This is a genomic window from Salegentibacter chungangensis (assembly GCF_042678405.1).
GTDB classification, from domain to species: Bacteria; Bacteroidota; Bacteroidia; order Flavobacteriales; family Flavobacteriaceae; genus Salegentibacter_A; species Salegentibacter_A chungangensis.
In genome coordinates, this window is sequence record NZ_JBHTLI010000001.1 from 1,699,820 (window position 1) to 1,718,934 (window position 19,115).

At 42.6% G+C, this 19,115-nt stretch carries 21 protein-coding genes; 4 read left to right on the forward strand and 17 right to left on the reverse strand.

What is annotated here, in order from left to right; all coding sequences use genetic code 11:
- Nucleotide 1: 1 nt before the first annotated feature.
- From ACFQ3Q_RS07780 to ACFQ3Q_RS07800, 5 genes are read right to left on the reverse strand one after another with little or no spacing between them, the layout of a single operon-like run.
- Complete coding sequence (locus ACFQ3Q_RS07780) at nt 2-1,003, reverse strand: AAA family ATPase (RefSeq protein WP_380744552.1); 1,002 nt, start codon at nt 1,001-1,003, stop codon at nt 2-4.
- Nucleotides 996-2,198 carry a DUF4350 domain-containing protein gene (locus tag ACFQ3Q_RS07785; RefSeq protein WP_380744554.1) on the reverse strand — a complete coding sequence of 401 codons (1,203 nt, stop codon included), beginning with the start codon at nt 2,196-2,198 and terminating at the stop codon, nt 996-998. The genes ACFQ3Q_RS07780 and ACFQ3Q_RS07785 overlap by 8 nt, the downstream gene beginning before the upstream one ends.
- Nucleotides 2,195-2,953 carry a DUF4129 domain-containing protein gene (locus tag ACFQ3Q_RS07790; protein WP_380744556.1) on the reverse strand — a complete coding sequence of 253 codons (759 nt, stop codon included), beginning with the start codon at nt 2,951-2,953 and terminating at the stop codon, nt 2,195-2,197. Before ACFQ3Q_RS07790 ends, ACFQ3Q_RS07785 begins: the two co-directional genes overlap by 4 nt.
- Entirely contained in the window at nt 2,953-3,810 is an 858-nt protein-coding gene (locus tag ACFQ3Q_RS07795; RefSeq protein ID WP_380744559.1) for a hypothetical protein, read from the reverse strand. Before ACFQ3Q_RS07795 ends, ACFQ3Q_RS07790 begins: the two co-directional genes overlap by 1 nt.
- Nucleotides 3,785-4,774: a stage II sporulation protein M gene (locus ACFQ3Q_RS07800; protein ID WP_380744561.1), complete on the reverse strand. Its 990-nt coding sequence runs from the start codon at nt 4,772-4,774 to the stop codon at nt 3,785-3,787. The genes ACFQ3Q_RS07795 and ACFQ3Q_RS07800 overlap by 26 nt, the downstream gene beginning before the upstream one ends.
- 35 nt (nt 4,775-4,809) lie before the next feature.
- Between ACFQ3Q_RS07800 and ACFQ3Q_RS07805 the strand changes: the two genes are divergently transcribed.
- Complete coding sequence (locus ACFQ3Q_RS07805; protein WP_380744564.1) at nt 4,810-5,523, forward strand: RDD family protein; 714 nt, start codon at nt 4,810-4,812, stop codon at nt 5,521-5,523.
- Here the strand turns inward: ACFQ3Q_RS07805 and ACFQ3Q_RS07810 are convergent, their stop codons facing one another.
- On the reverse strand, nt 5,524-6,270 hold the full coding sequence (locus tag ACFQ3Q_RS07810) for a peptidylprolyl isomerase (protein WP_380744566.1): 747 nt from the start codon (nt 6,268-6,270) through the stop codon (nt 5,524-5,526).
- On the opposite strand from ACFQ3Q_RS07810, the gene ACFQ3Q_RS07815 reads away from it, so the two are divergent.
- Both ACFQ3Q_RS07815 and ACFQ3Q_RS07820 read left to right on the forward strand, forming a co-directional pair.
- Nucleotides 6,269-6,910 carry an NUDIX hydrolase gene (locus ACFQ3Q_RS07815; RefSeq protein WP_380744568.1) on the forward strand — a complete coding sequence of 214 codons (642 nt, stop codon included), beginning with the start codon at nt 6,269-6,271 and terminating at the stop codon, nt 6,908-6,910. The two genes, ACFQ3Q_RS07810 and ACFQ3Q_RS07815, sit on opposite strands and share 2 nt — an antisense overlap.
- A gap of 98 nt (nt 6,911-7,008) precedes the next feature.
- Nucleotides 7,009-7,812, forward strand: a complete 804-nt coding sequence (locus tag ACFQ3Q_RS07820; protein WP_380744570.1) for a lysophospholipid acyltransferase family protein — start codon at nt 7,009-7,011, stop codon at nt 7,810-7,812.
- Nucleotides 7,813-7,863: 51 nt separating this feature from the next.
- Here ACFQ3Q_RS07820 and ACFQ3Q_RS07825 read toward each other — a convergent pair whose 3' ends face one another.
- Both ACFQ3Q_RS07825 and ACFQ3Q_RS07830 read right to left on the reverse strand, forming a co-directional pair.
- Nucleotides 7,864-8,505, reverse strand: coding sequence for a hypothetical protein (locus ACFQ3Q_RS07825; protein WP_380744572.1), 642 nt, complete (start codon nt 8,503-8,505; stop codon nt 7,864-7,866).
- 6 nt (nt 8,506-8,511) lie between these two features.
- Nucleotides 8,512-9,006, reverse strand: a complete 495-nt coding sequence (locus tag ACFQ3Q_RS07830) for an RNA polymerase sigma factor (RefSeq protein WP_380744574.1) — start codon at nt 9,004-9,006, stop codon at nt 8,512-8,514.
- A gap of 133 nt (nt 9,007-9,139) precedes the next feature.
- Here ACFQ3Q_RS07830 and ACFQ3Q_RS07835 point away from each other — a divergent pair, with 133 nt between their 5' ends.
- On the forward strand, nt 9,140-10,447 hold the full coding sequence (locus tag ACFQ3Q_RS07835) for an NAD(P)/FAD-dependent oxidoreductase (protein WP_380744576.1): 1,308 nt from the start codon (nt 9,140-9,142) through the stop codon (nt 10,445-10,447).
- A 33-nt stretch (nt 10,448-10,480) separates the two neighbouring features.
- On the opposite strand, the gene ACFQ3Q_RS07840 is transcribed toward ACFQ3Q_RS07835, so the two are convergent.
- The 9 genes from ACFQ3Q_RS07840 to ACFQ3Q_RS07880 form a co-directional block, all read right to left on the reverse strand.
- Complete coding sequence (locus tag ACFQ3Q_RS07840) at nt 10,481-10,915, reverse strand: hemerythrin domain-containing protein (protein WP_380744578.1); 435 nt, start codon at nt 10,913-10,915, stop codon at nt 10,481-10,483.
- A 510-nt stretch (nt 10,916-11,425) separates the two neighbouring features.
- The gene (locus ACFQ3Q_RS07845; protein ID WP_380744580.1) at nt 11,426-12,235 is read right to left on the reverse strand and encodes an anti-sigma factor; all 810 of its coding nucleotides are present in this window, start codon (nt 12,233-12,235) and stop codon (nt 11,426-11,428) included.
- A gap of 1 nt (nt 12,236) precedes the next feature.
- Nucleotides 12,237-12,764, reverse strand: coding sequence for an RNA polymerase sigma factor (locus ACFQ3Q_RS07850; protein ID WP_380744581.1), 528 nt, complete (start codon nt 12,762-12,764; stop codon nt 12,237-12,239).
- 96 nt (nt 12,765-12,860) lie between these two features.
- Nucleotides 12,861-13,460, reverse strand: a complete 600-nt coding sequence (locus ACFQ3Q_RS07855) for a superoxide dismutase family protein (RefSeq protein ID WP_380744583.1) — start codon at nt 13,458-13,460, stop codon at nt 12,861-12,863.
- Between the two features lie 96 nt (nt 13,461-13,556).
- The gene (locus ACFQ3Q_RS07860; RefSeq protein ID WP_380744585.1) at nt 13,557-14,771 is read right to left on the reverse strand and encodes a bifunctional alpha/beta hydrolase/OsmC family protein; all 1,215 of its coding nucleotides are present in this window, start codon (nt 14,769-14,771) and stop codon (nt 13,557-13,559) included.
- A gap of 100 nt (nt 14,772-14,871) precedes the next feature.
- Nucleotides 14,872-15,633, reverse strand: a complete 762-nt coding sequence (locus ACFQ3Q_RS07865; RefSeq protein WP_380744586.1) for a 3-keto-disaccharide hydrolase — start codon at nt 15,631-15,633, stop codon at nt 14,872-14,874.
- Between the two features lie 9 nt (nt 15,634-15,642).
- On the reverse strand, nt 15,643-16,698 hold the full coding sequence (locus ACFQ3Q_RS07870) for a sugar phosphate isomerase/epimerase family protein (protein ID WP_380744588.1): 1,056 nt from the start codon (nt 16,696-16,698) through the stop codon (nt 15,643-15,645).
- Nucleotides 16,699-16,709: 11 nt separating this feature from the next.
- Nucleotides 16,710-17,852 (reverse strand): Gfo/Idh/MocA family protein, encoded by a 1,143-nt coding sequence (locus ACFQ3Q_RS07875; protein WP_380744590.1) that lies wholly within the window; start codon nt 17,850-17,852, stop codon nt 16,710-16,712.
- A 21-nt stretch (nt 17,853-17,873) separates the two neighbouring features.
- Nucleotides 17,874-19,112: a nucleoside permease gene (locus ACFQ3Q_RS07880; RefSeq protein WP_380744591.1), complete on the reverse strand. Its 1,239-nt coding sequence runs from the start codon at nt 19,110-19,112 to the stop codon at nt 17,874-17,876.
- Nucleotides 19,113-19,115: the final 3 nt, after the last annotated feature.

Below are 19,115 nucleotides of genomic sequence, written 5' to 3' on the forward strand. Positions count from 1 at the left end.
CTTATCTCGGGATTTCTATGGATTGCGTGATCATTTCAATAACATTGCGTGCCGTCATTCCTTCCATTTCCCTGTCGGGGGAGAGGATTATACGGTGCACCAGCACCGGGTACAGTGACTTCTGGATATCTTCAGGGGTCACAAAATCCCTTCCGTTAATTGCGGCAAAAGCTTTTGACGTATTCATTATCGCCAGGGAAGCTCTTGGGGAAGCTCCAAGGTAAAGGTGAGGATGGTTCCTGGTTTTGGTCACTAACTGCGCGATGTAATTCAGCAATTTTTCTTCTACTATAATCTCGTGGATCTGCTTTTTAAGTTCGGCCAAATTTTTAGGAGAAAGCACTGCTTCAATATTAGCATCGGGTTGGGCACCTTTACGCTGATGATGAGTTTGCAGGATCTTCACTTCATCATCAAGACTCGGGTAGTCGACTTCGATCTTGAAAAGAAAACGATCCAGCTGGGCCTCAGGTAAAGCGTAAGTTCCTTCCTGTTCTATAGGGTTTTGAGTGGCCAGCACCATAAACGGATCTTCCATTTTATGAACCTTCCCATCTATGGTCACCTGTCTTTCTTCCATTACCTCAAAAAGAGCGGCCTGGGTTTTTGCAGGAGAACGATTTATTTCGTCAATAAGGATAATATTGGAGAACACGGGACCCGGCTTAAATTCGAATTCCGAACTCTTCATATTCAAAACCGAAGTTCCAAGCACATCGCTGGGCATAAGGTCTGGAGTGAACTGGATACGGCTAAAATTGGTTTCCAGACTTTTGGCAAATAATTTTGCCGTAAGGGTCTTCGCAATTCCCGGAACACCTTCAATAAGGACGTGGCCGTTGGATAACAACCCGACGATAAGCAGCTCTACAAATTCATCCTGGCCAACGATCACCTTAGCCAGTTGTTCCTTTAACTGCTTCACCGCATTACTTAGTTCTTCCAGCGGAATCCGGTTATTGAAATTAAGTTCTTCTTTAGGTTCTACTTCCTGATTATCCATTACTTGCTTTTTTGTATTTGTTCAAATCGCGGGAAAGCTCGTGAAATTCTTCCCTGCTAATACTGGTTGCCTGTTTAAAATTAAGAATTCTTTCAAAGAGTTCTTTTGTATGCTCCGGGCTGTTGCCGGAGGCCTGGGCCAGTTGCAGGTAAAATTCTTCTTTGAATTCCCCTGTTTGTACCCGGTACCTGGTCCTGATATAGTCTAAAAATAGGTCAATTTTTTTTACCGCGAGCTCTTTATACCGACCCTGTTCTAGGTAAAGGCCTGCAATAGTTTCGGTGTAATCATAAGTTTGGTTCTTTAAGGGTTCAATAACAGGGATCGCCCGTTGCTTTCGTTTTCCTTCAAAAAGAATGAACAATACCGAGCCCAGGATAAAAATATAATAGGCCCACTTCAGTTCTCTGTGGTTAAGGAGTACATAAAGCGGGGAGCTGAAGTAGGTCTTTCCAGATTTGTAGTAGGTGTCCCAGTAAAGCTTACGGTCTTTGTCCAGATAAGCCAGAACCTTCTGGGAATACTCCCAGTTATTATCCCGGAGCAGAAAATAATTGCTGAATGCCTGCGGGGTAGTGTGTAAATATAAATAGCCATTCCCAAATCTCGTTCTAATAAAATTGACCTTTTCTTCCTTATTATCTTTGAAATCTATGGTTCCCAGGAGATCATATTCCAGGCTGTCCAGGTTGCTGAAATACCTTGCCGGCATATCTTCCTTGAAGTTATAGGTAGAATCACGCTTCAACTCAGGATGCACGAGATTAAGCTGTGGCCGCGAGCTGAAATCCTCTTTATCCAGATAGTTCGAAGTCTCTATGTTAAGGCTGTCCAGAAGATTTCCTCCAAAGTAGTCGGCAGCGATAAAGGCGGTATTTCCTTTTTCGATCCAGCTTAACAGCCGTTTGAATTCATCTTTATCGAAAGACAGGCTGTTATTCAGGAAAAAGTAGGTGCCCTCGGGCTCCTCCGCTCCGGTAAGGAATTCGTAAGGAGGGATCTTTACCTGCTCGATCTTTGTGCTTCCCGTCTCATTCCAGCTTTCAAAAAAGACATAGGCTCCAAGCGGGATTTTATCGGTAGAGGTATAGCTTGGGGCCCAGTTCACAGGTTCAGGTTCTGTGGCTTCCAGGTAGGTGAGCAACAGGGTGAAGATCAGAAAGACGCTGAACATTATTTTGTAGGTCTTCTTCATAATACCGGCCTGTTTATTAGCGTATTCATTTTACTGAAACCTTTTTCAGCCATTCTGAACTCCTCTTCAGAGGGAGTGAAATCGCCATACCAGATAAAATCATAGATCCGGGTGATCCGTTTGAACTGGTCTTTTATATTTTCCTGGCCTATCTCTGAAGTGTAGTCGGCATTGGTCTTTTGGAATCGGTACTCAATCAGTTTTTGTTCGTCCAGAGACTGGAGCACCTTCAGGTAATAATAGCGAACGGCCAGCCGGTATTGACCTTTTTCAATGGCATCCTGAATAAGCATCGGGAGATCCCTTGACTGGATGAGCTCTTCTTCTTCAGTCATATAAACCTCAGAAGCTTCGGGTTCTTCAAGAAAGCTTCTTCCCGGATTCAGCCTGATAAACAGCCAGATTATAAAACCCAGAAGAATTGCCAGGAAGATATAGGGAAGCATACTAAAGATGAACATCAGGAACGCATTAGCTTCATAATCGCCAAAAAGCCAGTGAAAGAAGTCTTCCATTTTTTGGTTGAACCACCTTTTGAAGCGGGTCCACGAGGAATCCTGTTCGATCTCGTTCAGATATTCAAAATCTTTTAACTTCCTGTATTCTTCAAATTTTGATTTTTCAAAGGAGACAGGGGAGAGCTTACTGATGGTATCATACCTGGCACGGGAAGCCAAAATACTGTCCTGGTCTGAGCCGGCTACAGCCGAATCAGGAAGTAAAATCAGGAAGATGATCAGTAGTATAATTCGCATTAGTCGTGTTTCCCTAAATTCTCTATGGTTTCATATGTACCCGTAAAATTCTTTTTCTCATTCAGATGAAAATAAAGAAAAGCAAGGCATATCGGGATGATGGAGTACAAAATATACTGAACAAGGGAGCCAAGAATGCTCAGGGCCAGGTAAACCCAGTCAAAAGAATCACCAGACGCCGCCGATCCCTGTTGTACCACAGTAAATGCCTTTACCATCATATAGATCACAAAAGGTAGCTGGAAGACAAAACTTATTACGTAAACAATAAGCCAAATGCAGAGGATGGTGATGAAACTCATCCACCAGTTATCTTTTATCAGGTTAAAGCTTTCACTAATTCCTTCAGAAATGCCTTTGTTCCTGAAAACAAGAATAGCAGCGGTGATACTCAAGGGGACGCTGAGATAAATTCCCGGGATCACAAAGAGAATAGTCCCGGCGAATATCATAAGCCAGGAAATTGCTCCAAACCCTATCAGTTTTCCGAAATCGGCTTTTGCCCCTGCCGCTACTTCCACTTCATCTATATGACCTTTATTTTTTATGTAAGACTTAATTAGGTTATAAACAATGCCGTGAAGCATTGCATAATAGACCAAAAGAGCCAGGATAAGCACACCGAAAGATATGATGAAATCTCCCCTCTGGTTGAAAATTGTATTCTGAAGAGGCATTTCCTGGGTGGAATAATTGTAATAGGTAAGGGCTGCGAAAAGCAGTATGAATACCGGCGCCGCGATCCTGAACAGAAGTTTGAAAAATATACGATAGTTCTCCCTTAAGAATTTAAAGGTAGCGCTGAGTATTTCGCCAAGTTCGCGCTGACGTTTAAACTGAATGAATTCCTGGGCCATTAGCAGATTTTAAATGAGATTTGTGTAAGATTGCAGGGTAGATAACATAATAATAAAGCACCAAACAAAGGGACGACAGGATAATAAGCACCGACAGCCAAACGGGCATCTCGGTTAGCCTGGTCACGAAGCCTTCCAGAAATCCGGCTATGATGAAAAAGGGGATGGTGCTGACCACTATTTTCAATCCGTTCTTAACCCCCATAGTAAAAGACTTTAGACGGGAATAGGTTTGAGGAAATAAAATACTTTTTCCAAGCACAAGCCCCGCGCATCCGGCCACGATAATCACAGAGATCTCGATGGTTCCGTGTATCCAGATGGTCCTCACTGACTCCCAGAACACCCCTTTGTCGTAGAAAAAATACTGAAAAGAACCCAGCATTACCGCATTTTGCATGAGGATAAAGGCGGTGCCTATACCGCCAAGGATTCCCAGGGTGAAAGCAAAAAGTCCAACTCTTATATTGTTTATCGTGATGCCCAGGAACATATCGCTGGAGGCCATTTCTTTGTAGACGGCCATAGGATCGTTATTAGCTATATTTTCCAGGGTCATATTCACATAGCTGTCACCAAGTATGGACCTTACAAAAGCCCCGTCTGTGGCTGCGGAAAAAACGCCCACCCCTACGAACAGGCTGAAAATAATAAAACTAAGCATTAGTTGCTTCCTGAACGAATAGAATAAAAGAGGGAATTCCTTCAGGTAAAAGGAGATAAAACGGTTGCCCGGTTCCTTTTTGTTCCTGTAAATTTTTTGATGAGCCTGGGAAGCCAGACCGTTAAGGTAGATTACCGTATTGCTTTCAGGGTAGAAGGTACGGGCATAACTTAAGTGGTCGCTAACTTCAATATAAAGCGCAGAGAGGTCCTTAGGAGCAAGGGTTTTATTATTTTGAAGGAGGCTTTCAAATTTTAACCATTTATCCTTATTTTGCTTAACAAAAGCGGCCTCACGCATAGTTACTGGCTTAGAGATTCAAAGAAACATATTAAATGGATAATTTTCAAATAGAAACCGCTCAAAATATAAGTATTAGTCAAAATGTAGCGGGTGTGGGCGACAGAATCCTGGCCTTTATCATAGATAGTTTTATAATTGGCCTTTACCTTGTTCTTGCGGGCCTTACTATGGGGGGAATGGGGCTCGATGGGGGAGGAATGTGGGTGTATTACCTGGTTCTGGGACTGCCTTCATTTTTATATTATCTTATTTGGGAAAGCTTCTGGAGCGGTCAGACCCCGGGAAAGGCGGCACTGCAGATAAGGGTTGTGAAAAAGGACGGTTCGCGCCCTGCTTTTTCCAATTACCTGGTGCGATGGTTGCTGAGGATTATAGATATTAGTCTTTCCAGTGGGGGAATTGCGGTGGTGACCATTTTGCTTAACGGCAAGGGGCAGCGGTTGGGAGATATTGCCGCCGGAACAACGGTGATCTCTGAAAAACACCGTATAGGCCTTGTGAATACTCTTAATGTTGATATTCCCGAAAATTACGATCCAAAATACCCGCAGGTAACGATGCTAAAGGATAAGGATGTTCAGAATATCAAAAACCTTTTTCAGCAGGCCAGGAGAAATGGAAATCATCAGGTCATCATTTCCCTTTCACAGAAGGTTTCAGAATTACTTGAAGTGAATGTTGAAGAAAGGCCGGTAGACTTTCTCAGGCAGGTGATAAGCGATTACAATTATTACACCCAGCGTTAATTAGTCTATGATTTCAACTTCCATATGCACATTGTTGATAGGCCATTCAGACTGACCGGTCTTTACCTGAGAAATCTTTTCTGCTACCTCCATTCCGCTGGTCACGCGTCCAAAAACCGTATGATCGTTGTTAAGATGCGGAGTGCCCCCTTTGTCCATTACAATAAAGAACTCGAAAGGAGAGGAGGCCTTACTAACGTTTTGTTCACTGTATTTGGCTGCGGAAAAGGCACCATAGGTATGGCGGTGCCCGGCATCAAACTCACTGGGGATAAGGTATGATCCAATGTCTCCCCTGGAGCTTGCCGTAGACTGATTGTCTGAATTCCCTCCCTGGATAACAAATCCCGGTGCCACCCTGTGAAAATAGGTATCATTGAAATAGTTCTCCTTCACCAGCATTATGAAATTGGCGCGGTGAAGAGGGGTGTCCCTGTAAAGCTCTACCTCAATATTTCCGAAGCTGGTCTTGATCCTGACTTTATTCTCTGGGTTTTTCCTGCCGTAAGCTTTAAGAAAAGGGATTAGTTCTTCCTGGGCAATGGGGAAAATAGTATCCACGCTTTTTTCTTTTTCCTTTTTCTCGGTCTTTTTTGGTTTTACTTCGGCTTCAGATTTTTCTTTTTTTACACTTTTGGTCGTATCTGTTACTGTTTGTGTATTATTTTTTTTAGAAGATTGCGTATCTTCACAACTTGCACATACCAGAAGTAGTAGTAAGAAAACAGGAGATAGCTGTCGTAACATGGATTTTCAAGAATTTAAAAATAGAATCCCAAATATAAAAAATCTGGCTCTACCCGGCGAGCAGGCGCATCAAAAATTAGCGCCCTTGATAAGGATAAGAGAGCTGGAAGATATGGATATTGATAGCAAGAAGCCTAATAAGGCCGGTGTGATGGCGGTTTTCTATCCCGGGAAGGAATTCAAGACCAATTTGGTCCTGATCCTCAGAAAATCCTATCAGGGGGTCCATTCTAACCAGATAGGATTTCCTGGTGGCAGGGTGGAAGACTTCGACAAGAACCTGAAATATACTGCTCTAAGAGAGACCGAAGAGGAAATAGGTGTGCCTCGCAATGAAATAAAAGTGATTAAAAAACTCACCAGGTTATATATTCCGCCAAGCAATTTTTGGGTGCAACCTTATATGGGACTTTTGGAAAATACCCCTATAATGGTGCCTCAGGAGAGTGAAGTGGAGAAGATCATTGAGGTAGACCTGGATCAGTTTATGGACCAGAAAAGCCTGGTACAGCAAAAGCTGAGTACCACTTATGCCAAGAATATCGAAGTTCCCGCATTTCTTCTGGAGGGGCATATTGTTTGGGGTGCAACCGGGATGATGTTAAATGAGATCAGGGAAATGTTGGGTAAAATACTTTAAATAAAAGCTTTTACTATATTTGCCGCCGTTAACACAATTTTGGGATAAAGGGGGTTAACCCGGAAACCCGACTAAACGATTTTATCTAAAACTTAAAAATGGGCTTATTTAAAAGAAATCCATTCGGGCATATTTTATTCTTAAAGAAATGGCTTATCAGGATTTTTGGGCTCTTAACCCACAGGAGATATAGGGGGTTCAATGAGCTGCAGATAGAAGGTTCAGAGATCATAAAGGACCTGCCTGACACCAATGTGCTTTTTGTTTCTAATCATCAGACCTATTTTGCCGATGTAACGGCAATGTTCCACGTTTTTAATGCCAGCCTTAGCGGGAGAGTAGATTCTATAAAAAACATTGGTTATATATGGCAGCCAAAACTGAATATCTACTACGTGGCGGCAAAGGAAACGATGAAAGCAGGACTCTTGGCTAGGATTATGGCCTATGCAGGTGCTGTTAGCGTTGAAAGGACCTGGAGACAGAAAGGGCAGGAGGTAAGCCGAAATGTTAACCCCGAAGACACCGAGAATATCGGGAAGGCCCTTAAGGATGGCTGGGTGATCACCTTTCCGCAGGGAACTACCAAACCCTTTAAACCTATCAGGAAAGGAACTGCCCATATTATAAAGCAGTATAAACCTGTAGTGATCCCCATAGTCATTGACGGTTTCAGAAGGTCATTCGATAAGAAAGGGCTTCGTATAAAGAAAAGAGGGATCCTTCAGAGTTTTCATATTAAAGAACCCTTAGACATTGATTACGATAACGAGAGTGTTGAAGAAATTGTAAGCAAAATAGAATACGCCATCGAGCAGCATCCTTCATTTTTAAAGGTAATACCAAATGAAGAGATTAACGAGATGGAAGAGCTCAATAAGAAACGAAGGTTCGATTATTAAGATAAAAAAAGGCTGAAGTACAAACTTCAGCCTTTTTTATTTCCGTAGGTGTTATTTTAATTCCAGCTTTTTAAGCTCCTTATAGTTGCGGTACAATCTTTTTAGCAGGATCCCGTACAGGATACGGTAGAAGAACCATATCAGCCCCAGAAATACCGATAATAAGAGGATAAATCCGCCAATGAATTTTACCCATTGCCCGGCATCAAAAACATATTTGGAAGCCTCATTCACCTGGGTGTTTATTACGTGATAATAAAGCATATAGTAGCTGTATACCAGAGTGATGATCCCGGTGGAGATCAGGATATAACCAATATAATACTTTACTGTTTTGCGGGTTTTAAGGATGTTCTTCATAAGAGTTGAAGCATCATCTGTAGAAGAGATCTTCCTGTAGTTCTTGTAGAACCTGAAAATAAAATAGAAGGTCACCACATAGTTTATAATGTATACCCAAATGGTGAAGGCCTTAAGATGCAGTCGCTCCATCTCTTCCCAGTATTCATTATCGGCCAGCAAGACGTTTAAGACTGTCCAGAATAAAAATTCCAGAATGCTAATCACAAAGATCCACTTCACAATAGAGGAAGATCTTTTCCAGATCATTTTATAGATCTGTTCATAGGAAAGGTGAGGGAGGCTGGCTTCCTGCTTTTTCCAGTCTTTTTTTAATAGATCGAGTTCATCCATATTCTCCTACGGATTTAAAATACTTTTTAGTTTTGTTTTCACCCTGTTCATTTTCACTCTTGCATTTACTTCAGATATTCCCAGGGTTTCGGAAATATCTTTGTAGTTCTTATCTTCCAGGTATAGAAAAACCAGGGCTTTATCAATATCGTTCAGTTGCTTTATGGCATCATACATCAGCTTGAGATGTTGTTCTGTCTCATCATCATATTCCGGCGCTTTCATTTTAAAGGAAACGCTATCGTAGTCCTGGGTCTTTATAGATCTTTTTTTCTTACGATAAAGTGTGATCGCGGTATTTAGAGCAACTCTGTACATCCAGGTACTGAATTTGGCATCACCTCTGAATTTAGGATAGGCTTTCCATAACTGGATAGTGATCTCCTGAAACAGATCGTTATGCGAGTGCTGATCATTGGTATAAATCCGGCAGATCTTATGCGCAATATTCTGATGTTTCTCCAGGTTAGTTACAAACTGATGTTCTAATTCCTTGTTCACAATAGATGGTTAGCTCTTATATGTAGGGCTAATGGATGCAATGTTACAAAAAAGTATAAATAATAGTTAATAGGTCTTTATTTCTTCACATAGCCCGGCATAAATATTAAATTTGAGTAAAATCAATCAACCTATGAATATACCGAGGACCGATTTACCAAGAGTGGTTATTATTGGAGGAGGTTTTGCCGGGATGTCGCTGGCAAAAAAGCTCCTTAAAGAAGATGTACAAATGGTGATCCTTGACCGTCATAACTACCATACCTTTCAACCGCTTTTGTACCAGGTATCGACTTCGGGGCTGGAACCTGATTCTATTGCCTATCCTTTGCGGAAGGTTACGCGGGACAGCAAAAAATGTTTTTTCCGCCTGGCGGAAGTAAAATCTATTTCAGCTGAAAAAAATATAATTCATAGCAATATTGGAGACCTGGTGTATGATTATCTGGTGATCGCTACAGGCTCGAAGACCAATTTCTTCGGAAATAACAGTATTGAGGATAATGGGATGTGGATGAAGACCGTTCCGCAGGCTTTGAACATAAGGAGCCTTATTCTCGAAAACCTGGAACAGGCAACGATCACCGAGGATCCCGAAAAAAGAAAGGCCCTGCTGAACTTTGTACTGGTGGGCGCCGGGCCTACAGGAGTAGAACTTAGCGGAGCTATAGCAGAACTTCGAAACCATATCGTGCCTAAAGATTATCCCGACCTTAATCCAAATGAAATGCATATTCATTTACTGGAGGGGTTAGACAGGGTACTTCCACCAATGAGTGAGGAGTCTTCTAAAAAAGCTCATAAATTTCTGGAAGAACTGGGGGTGAAGATTCACCTTAATACTATGGTGGAGCATTATGACGGCCACCTTGTAAAGACCAATACCGATCTTGCCATTAAGACCGAAACCTTTATTTGGAGTGCCGGAGTTACCGGAGCGCCGGTAGAAGGGCTCAATGCATCTGCAATGGTGGAAAAGGCGAACCGTTATGAGGTGAATGCTTTTAACCAGGTGAACGGTTACGAAAATGTATTTGCCATTGGGGATATTGCTTTAATGCAAACCGAAGATTTTCCAAAAGGACATCCTATGGTGGCACAACCGGCCATACAGCAGGGGAAACATCTTGCCAGGAACATCAAGAAACTTATCAGGGGAGAAAAACTCGAGCCCTTTAAATACCTTGATAAGGGAACTATGGCAACCGTTGGGCGAAACAGGGCAGTGGTGGAGATCGGCAAACTGAAATTTGCAGGATTCTTTGCCTGGTTTGTTTGGATGTTCGTCCACCTGTGGTTCCTAATAGGTTTCAGGAACAGGCTGGTGACCTTCTTTAACTGGTTGTATAATTACATTAATTTTGATAAAGCGGCGAGGCTTATCATCAGGCCTTTTAAAGGTTATAAGGAAGAAATGGAAATAGATAAAGAGAAAGTATAAAAAAAGCCTGTCAGTTCTGACAGGCTTTTTTTATTAGCGGGTTTGCTTGATCTCTTTGTTGTAATCTTCTGCCAGAGACACTTTTTGTTTATCGGTAAGTGCCTTCCCTGCCATCTGAAAGACTTCGTGTTCTTCTTCATCCAGATGATGGATCACCTTATGTTCTAGATCCTTTGCGATCTTTAGCCAGTTAGAGGCATCCATCTCTGTGTCTTCAAGCTGTTCTATCAGTTCATCCATTTCGTGGTGTTCTGCAACGCTATGGCGGGCTTTTTCCTGGGTAAGGTCTTTCTCGATAAGTGGAATATAAAAATGCCTTTCTTCGGCATCTGCGTGAATCTTAAGTTCGTGCTTTAACTGTTCAAAGATCTTCTTTCTCTCCTGCGTGTCTCCATGGGTTTCTACCAATTTGGCTACTAAATCACGCTGTATCTCATGTTCCTGTCTTAAAGCTTCAAAAATGTTCATATTTTAGGTTATTGGTTGAAACCTCAAGATAGGATTTATAATGTTAAAATGAGCTTAAACTTCAGGCACAGTCATAGTTTAAAACAATTCTAAAAAATCACGGTTCATAAATTTTTATTTCCTGTTTTTCCCCGTGACGGCATATTTTAGAATATAGTTTTTTATACAAATTCAGGACCCCCGTTAAAGCCTGAGCATTTTTACGAATTGCCCATATTCTCAGTCGGTAACGCGTAAAATATTTTAATCCCTGGCCTTCCTGAAAATGTTAAAAATCAGATTTTTAAATCCTTCCTGTAAAATCTTTCGTATATAAACATACAGGAGTCAGATCCTGAGATCACAGATTAGATCTGTATTGGTCAAATCGAGTGATTTGGATTTTGATTTATTGGTTGGTTAGGGAAAGGTTTGTCCATTCGGGCAAACCTTTCCGCTTTTAAAGAAGATTTTGAGAATAAAAAAAGCCTGCCGGAAAGGGCAGGCTTAAATTTGTTTGAATTAGCCATTTTATAACGAAGCTACGGTTCCAAGAACATATAGCTGATCCATAGTCGGGCTTTCGCTTCCGCCTTCCGGCTCCAGGGTTATCCCAAATGCTTCCGATTTGTTGGCATTTTCCAGACTGAAGACCTTATTCTCATCCTTCTCGAAATCTTCAAGAAGTCCGATACTGGTTGGAGTAAGCGGTTGCATAGTAAGCGACCAGACCTGGTAAACCTTACCGCGAGGCGGTTCAGGCAGCCCTTGAGCATCTATATAGGCCTTTTGCTCCTTTTCGTTCCAATATACCTGCGCATAAGCTTCTGGCGCAACATTCTGCCCTTTAAGCGGGATCCTGTTCACCTCTTTATCCCTTAATACTGCAAGCAGTTCTTTGGTCTTTTCAGCATCTTCGCGGGCATCTGCAATTTGCTGCTCCATTCTTGCGTTCTTCACTTTTTGTTCCCTTAGGGAAGTCCTCAGTTCATTGTTCTCATTGAACAGGAAGAACAAACCAACAAGCAGAAGTATACTTGCCGCCCAGCCAATGTAGGAGAACCAGGGCGTTCTTTCTTTACTCGCGGCGGGATGGGTGACAGTAGTGTTGTTATTCGAATTCCTTAATTTTTCTTTTAGAGTGGCAAGCAGGTGCTCCGGATTGTAGGGAGCAGTAGATATGGCAAGTTTTGTAAGCGCCGCTTCTATTTCTTCAACTTCTTTGCGAACCTCAGGATATTCTTTCAGCACACGAGTAACCTCACGACTTTCTTCTTCGCTAAGAGCTCCGTATACGTAGAGTTCAAGTATGCCTGACGATATGTATTTTTCTATGTCCATTTTATGCAACGATCTCTCTTAATTTTTGAATACAAACTCTGTTTCTTGTCTTTACCGTGCCTAATGGCATTCCCAGTTCTTCAGCGGTTTCCTTTTGTGTAAAACCTTTAAAGAAGAGGAAGTCGATCAGTTTTTTACACACCGGCTCCAGAATGTTTATATACTTCTTGATACCAATAGCGTCAATTGTTGCTGAAAAGTTCGATTTATGTTCCAGTATATCTACGAAATTATCGGCTTTAAGGTTTTGTTTCTTGTTTTTATAGCTTTTGGACCGGATCTTGTCTATAGAAGCATTTCTTGCAATATTCAGGATCCAGGTAAAAAACCTTCCCTTATCTGGGCTATAGGAAGAAGCATTATTCCATATTTTCATAAAAACATCCTGAAGAACCTCTTCGGCAATACCTTCATCTTTCACGATACTGAAGATAATACCGTAAGTGCTCTCTGAGTAAAGCTGGTAGATTCTTTCAAAGGCTTTTTCGTTTCCCTGTTGCAATTCAAGGATCAAACCGTCTTGTTGCATAATATTAGATTGGTGTGAGTAAATGTAGGAATTAATCGGCCATAAAAAAAGCGGCCTTTTCAGGGCCGCTTTCATATTATTCTGTAAAAGAAGTGCTTATTGCTTCTCGATCACTCCGCAACCTACACGGGTACCGGCTGCACCAGATGGCTGAGAAGTAAAGTCATCTACACCATCGTGTACAATGATAGATTTCCCTACAATGTTCTTATTCTCATCATCACAACCTATACACCATTCGTCTGTAGACATACTCACGGTTGCATTGCCTTCAGCGTCGGTTTCGAAGTTCCCGATATCACCTTTATGATATCCTTCCTCAGCACCCCATTTTCCGTGATCTTCACCGGTTGGGTTCCAGTGTCCGCCGGCTGATTTTCCGTCAGCAGAAGAACAGTCTCCTTTTTCGTGAATGTGGATGGCGTGCTTTCCTTCAGGAAGTCCCGAGATCTTAGCTTCCATAGATACTTCACCGTCTTCTTCGGTAAAGGTTACGGTACCGCTAAGCTTGCTGTCGTTCTTGGCTTGAAGAGTAGCCTGGGCTGTTTTGGCCATTTCCTGCTCTTCCTGCTCCTGCATATCGGCATTCATCTCTGTTTCTTCAACAGATTTTTCTTCTTTTTCTTTTTTCTCATTCTTACATCCTACAAATACAAGAGATGCACAGAGAAATAATGATAAACTAATGCGTTTCATAATTTATGATTGGTTTTCAAATTTGATAGTACTAAATTAAACGGAATGAAAACTGTGACCAAAGTTTTAAGGATAGCTTAACAAAGAACCTCGCCGTTAGTCTTCCAGAAGCGAGGTGTTGATGGTTATCTTGCTACTAAGGGTTCGGTGTACGGGACACTTATTGGCTATGTTTAATATTCTTTTTATTTGTTTCTCATCCAGATTCCCTTCCAGTTTAATTTGACGATTAAAGGTGTCTATCTTAGAAGATTCCTCTTCACAGTTCTCACAGTCATCGGCGTGTTTCTTTTCATACGTGACGTGGGTCTCCACATTCTCAAGGTCCCATTCTTTTCTTTTCACATACATCTGAATGGTCATAGACGTACAGGCGGCAAGGCCGGAAGACAGGAATTCGTATGGAGTAGGGCCATAATCATTTCCTCCGGCGCTCTCAGGTTCGTCTGCAGTAAGATTATGGATTCCGGCTTTTATCTGCGTGGTATAACCCTCATTTCCTAAGTTAGCCACAACCTCGTGATCTGTTTTTAACTCCTTTTCCTTTGGCAGATCGAGATATCTGGAGGCCCAGGCCGAAATCACCTTTCCGGCATAGGCAGCATCTTTCTTGTCCTGTAAAAGGTGATCTGCCCCTTCAAGGGAAATAAAGCTTTTAGGATGTTCTGCAGCTACATAAAGCTCTTCAGCGTTCTTTATGTTCACAATCATATCCTGGGGAGAATGCATAATTAAAAGTGCCTTGTTGAAATTGGCCATATAATCTGCCAGTTTGTGGCTCTTTATGTCTTCTATAAACTGCTCTTTAATCCTGAAAGGCCTGCCGCCAATATTAACTTCGGCCGAGCCTTTCTCCTGAATACTCTTTATTTCAGATTTTAGCAGTTTAGTGACGTGATCTATAGCTGATGGCGCAGCAAGTGTGGCTACCGCTTTTACCGATTTTATCTTTTCAGCGGCAAAAAGTACAGCGGCACCACCAAGGGAATGCCCGATTAATACGGAAGGCGCCTTATATTCTTTTTCAAGGAAATCTGCAGCTGCCACCAGGTCTTCTATATTTCCTGAAAAATTGGAATCTGCAAACTCTCCTTCACTTTCCCCAAGCCCTGTGAAATCAAATCTAAGCACACCAAAGCCGGCAGAAGCCATAGCCCTGCTTATAGCAGTGGGAGCAAAGAAATTCTTGTTACAGGTAAAACAATGTGCGAAAAGCACAAAATTATGCGGCTTTTGATTGGTTGGTAATTCTATGATCCCTGAGAGGGATTCGCCTTCGGGGTTGCTGAACTCTACTTTGGTCTTTTTCATAATCTGGTTAAATATGCCTCATTACTGAAAATTGATTTGCTCCAAATTAAAAAAGCCGCACAAGATTACTTGTACGGCTTCTCTTAAATGTTTCTCAAAATTAATCGAGTTCCTTTATTTTTATGTTTCGGTACCAGACTTTATCGCCGTGATCCTGAAGTGCAATATGTCCCTTTTTGCTCTTTCCGAAGGCTTCCCAGTCTTTAAACTTCGAGTTCGCCACCAATTTCTCCCATTCTTCACCGTGAAGCGGGAATTCTATCAATTTGGTGCCATTAAGGGTAACTGTTCCCTTGTTGGCTTCGTAATCTATTTTGATCACCTCCTTGTTCCATTCTCCGGCCGGTTTGGTGACATCTTCTTTTGGGGCTACCATATCGTACAGGGCACCTGCCTGGCGGATAGGACCGTTCTTGGCATCCGGATGTTTCTCGTTATCCAGAACCTGGATTTCAGGACCGGTGAGGTAAGGTTCGTCAAATTTGTCCTCTTCCTGAACCCCCCACATAATTCCGCTGTTCCCGCCTTCTGAAATTTTCCATTCCAGGGAAAGTTCAAAGCTGGAAAATTCTTCTTTCGAGATAAGGTTTTCGGTGCCTTCACGCTCGCCTTGTGCCGGGGAGAATACAATAGCTCCGTCTTTTACCTGCCATTGCTCTGATATGGAATCAGAATTATAAGCCTTCCAGTGGTCAAGATTCTTCCCGTTGAAGAGCATTTTCCATTCCTGTTGCTGTTCTTCAGCTTTCATTACCTGTTCTTCGCCTTTAGTTTCCTGGGTTTCTTCTTTTTTATCGGTATTGTCCTTGCAGCTTGTAGTGAAAAGAACACCGGATAAAATTAAAATACTTAGTTTTTTCATTGTGTTGGTTTAGTTGATTCCTAATATTTTTTTGAGTTTATCCTTATCGATCTCGCTTCCGGCAAAATCATCGAATTTCTTTTCGGTAGCCTGGATAATATGGCTTTGAATAAATGGTGCTCCTTCACGTGCTCCCTGTTCAGGAGATTTTATGCAGCATTCCCATTCCATTACCGCCCAGACATCGCACCCGTATTGGGTTAGTTTGGAGAAAATGGTCTTAAAGTCTACCTGCCCGTCGCCGGGATGCCTGTAACGTCCGGCACGATCTCCCCAGTCTTCATAGCCTCCAAAAGTTCCTTTCTTTCCGGTAGGGTTAAATTCAGCATCCTTAACGTGGAACATTTTAATATATTCATGATAATGATCTATGTACGTAAGATAATCCAGCTGCTGCAGCACAAAATGGCTGGGATCGTATAAAAGATTTACCCGGTTATGATTATTGGTGGCACTTAAAAACCGCTCGAAAGTAACTCCGTCGTGCAGGTCTTCTCCGGGATGCACTTCATAACAAACATCCACTCCCTGTTCATCGAACTCGTTAAGTATAGGCATCCAGCGTTTTGCCAGTTCCTGAAATCCCATTTCCACAAGGCCTTCGGGACGTTGCGGCCAGGGATGGTGAGTATGCCAGAGCAAAGAACCACTGAAGGTCCCGTGGACGTCAAGCCCAAAATGACGGCTTGCCTTTGCGGCCATCTTCATTTGCTTTACGGCCCAATCGGTTCTTTCCTTTGGTTTACCCTTGAGTTCATCTGGTGCAAAATTATCGAACATAGTATCGTAAGCCGGGTGTACGGCTACCAACTGCCCCTGCAAATGCGTGCAAAGTTCTGTTACCACCAGGCCGTAAGATTCTACTTTTCCTCTTAGCTCATCACAATAGGTCTTGCTGTCGGCAGCCCTTTCCAGGTCTATCAGAGCACTCTCCCAGGTTGGGATCTGTATTCCTTTATAACCAAGATCGGCGGCCCATTTACAAAGCCCCTCAAGTGAATTGAAAGGAGCTTTATTGTCCATAAATTGTGCGAGATATACCGCAGGTCCTTTTATAGTCTTCATAATAAATGCTTTTAATTTTCGTCGATTTTCACCCAGGTATTCCCGTTTTTGTGGGAGTCCACGGCTTTTTCAATAAAATTCATTCCCCGGAGGCCGTCTGAGATCCCAGGGAATTCTCCCGGATGATACTCCTCATTATTGATGGCCCTGGCCACGCCTTTGTAGATATTACCCATCGAATCGAAGATACCTTCGGGATGTCCCGGTGGCAACTTGGTGCCGGCTAAGGAAAAGGCCGAATTATATTCGTGCCCGGGCTTGAGCACCTGCATAGGCTTTCCGTCTTCAAGCATATAAAGATAATTCGGGTTTTCCTGCTCCCATTTTAATGCGGCGTTGTCTCCGTAAATACTTACGGTGAAATTGTTCTCTTCTCCGGTAGCGATCTGGCTGGAACGAAGCACTCCTTTTACATATTCTGAAAATCTTAAAAGTATGGTCCCGTCAATATCCATCAGGTTATCTTTATAAAGATAGTTAAGGTCGGCAAGGATCTCTTTTACATGAAGGCCGCTAACGTACTCTATCATATCGAAGGCGTGCGTCCCGATATCGCCTACACAGCAACTGATCCCGGATTTTTCCGGATCAAGCCTCCAGGTATTGGAACGTTTTTCCTTATCGTGGATTATCGGGTTTATCCAGCCCTGATAATACTGAACATCGATCTTTTGAATTTTTCCGATAGCCCCCGAAGCGATCATCTCCTTCATTTGCCTTACCATAGGGTAACCGGTATAGGTATAAGTGACCGCAAAGACCTTATTGCTCTTCGCCTGAATCTCCCTTAGCTCTTTCGCCTCTTCATAAGTAGTGGTCATTGGCTTTTCACAGATCACGTGAAACTTGTTCTCCAGCAATTTTTTAGCCATAGGAAAGTGCAGGAAGTTAGGGGTGAGTACCGATACCACCTGTATCCTTTCGTGCTCAGGCAAAGCATTTTCTGCTTCTATAAGGCTGTCCAGGTCTTTGTAGATCCTCGAGGTACCAATACCTATTTCTTCTGCAAATTTTATACTCTCGTCAAGATCGATGTTAAAAACACCTCCTACCAATTCATAACGGTCGTACATGGAAGATGCAACCCTGTGCAGTATCCCTATCAGGGAATCGCCGCCGCCTCCAAGTATTCCGAGTTTAATTTTCCTGCTCATAATATCTTTTCTTTTGATGTTTTATATTTCTATGTCTTTCTTTTCAATTTTCTCATTTCTGAAGAATATAGCAAAAAGCACCATAATGATCAGGGCGAAAATGGCTGGGAAAGTCCAGATATCTGCCCAGTTGTGGAGTCCGCCTTCAACAAGGTTGGCATCGGTAATGATACCGGCAACATAGAATCCTACCAGCATACCTACCCCGTAGGTGGCCAGGGTAATGAGTCCCTGGGCGGCACTTTTAAATTTTTCTCCGGCTTTGGAATCGGTATAGATCTGGCCTGAAACGAAGAAGAAATCGTAGCAAACTCCGTGAAGCGCGATCCCTAAAATGAGCATAAAAGCCAGCTCATCGGCATTTCCATAAGCGAAAAGCAGGTATCTCACCCCCCAGGCTATCATTCCCACCAGCAGGGTAAGCTTGATCCCGAATCTTTTCAGAAATACCGGAATAAGCAGCATAAACAATACTTCGGAACCTTGCCCTATAGCCGCTTTAGCGGTGGAATTTTCCACCCCAATTTCAGTAAGGAACGGACTAAGGTTCTGGTAATAGAAAGCCAGCGGGATACTGATGAGTACCGAAGAGAGAAAGAAGATAAGAAAGTTCTTGCTTTTTAGAAGGCTCAGGGCATCCAGCCCCAGGATCTCTGAAAGTGAAGGCTTTTCTCCTGTTTTCGCCTTCGGGGGAGTGCCCGGTAAAAAGAAACTCCAAATTCCCAGTAAAGCTGAAGCAGCCGCAGTCATTAAAAAGGTGTTTTCCAGCATTCCCTGCTGGATGGCCTCGGCCGAGTCCCAGCCAAAAATAAGGCTTATGGCAAGCCCGGAAACGATCCAGCCTATGGTACCGAAAACTCTTATAAAAGAGAATTCTTTTGCAGGATCTTTCATCTGGTTGAAAGAAACCGAATTTACAAGGGCCAGGGTAGGCATATAGGCGATCATATAGCCCAGCACATAGGGATAAAAGGCCGTAAAATTTTCGGCATAAGCCATCTGGTACATTAGAAAAGCCCCTACAATATGAAGAACCGCCAGGATCTTCTCTGCATTAAAATACCGGTCAGCAATCAGGCCAATTATAAACGGAGCGATAATAGCTCCCCAGGATTGGGTGGAAAAAGCCGAGGCTATTTGGGTTGAACTTGCATCAAGATTTTGGCCCAGGAAAGTGCCCAGGGTGACAAACCATCCGCCCCAGATGAAGAATTCAAGGAACATCATTACGGACAGTTGGAAGCGTACTAAGTTTCTCATAGT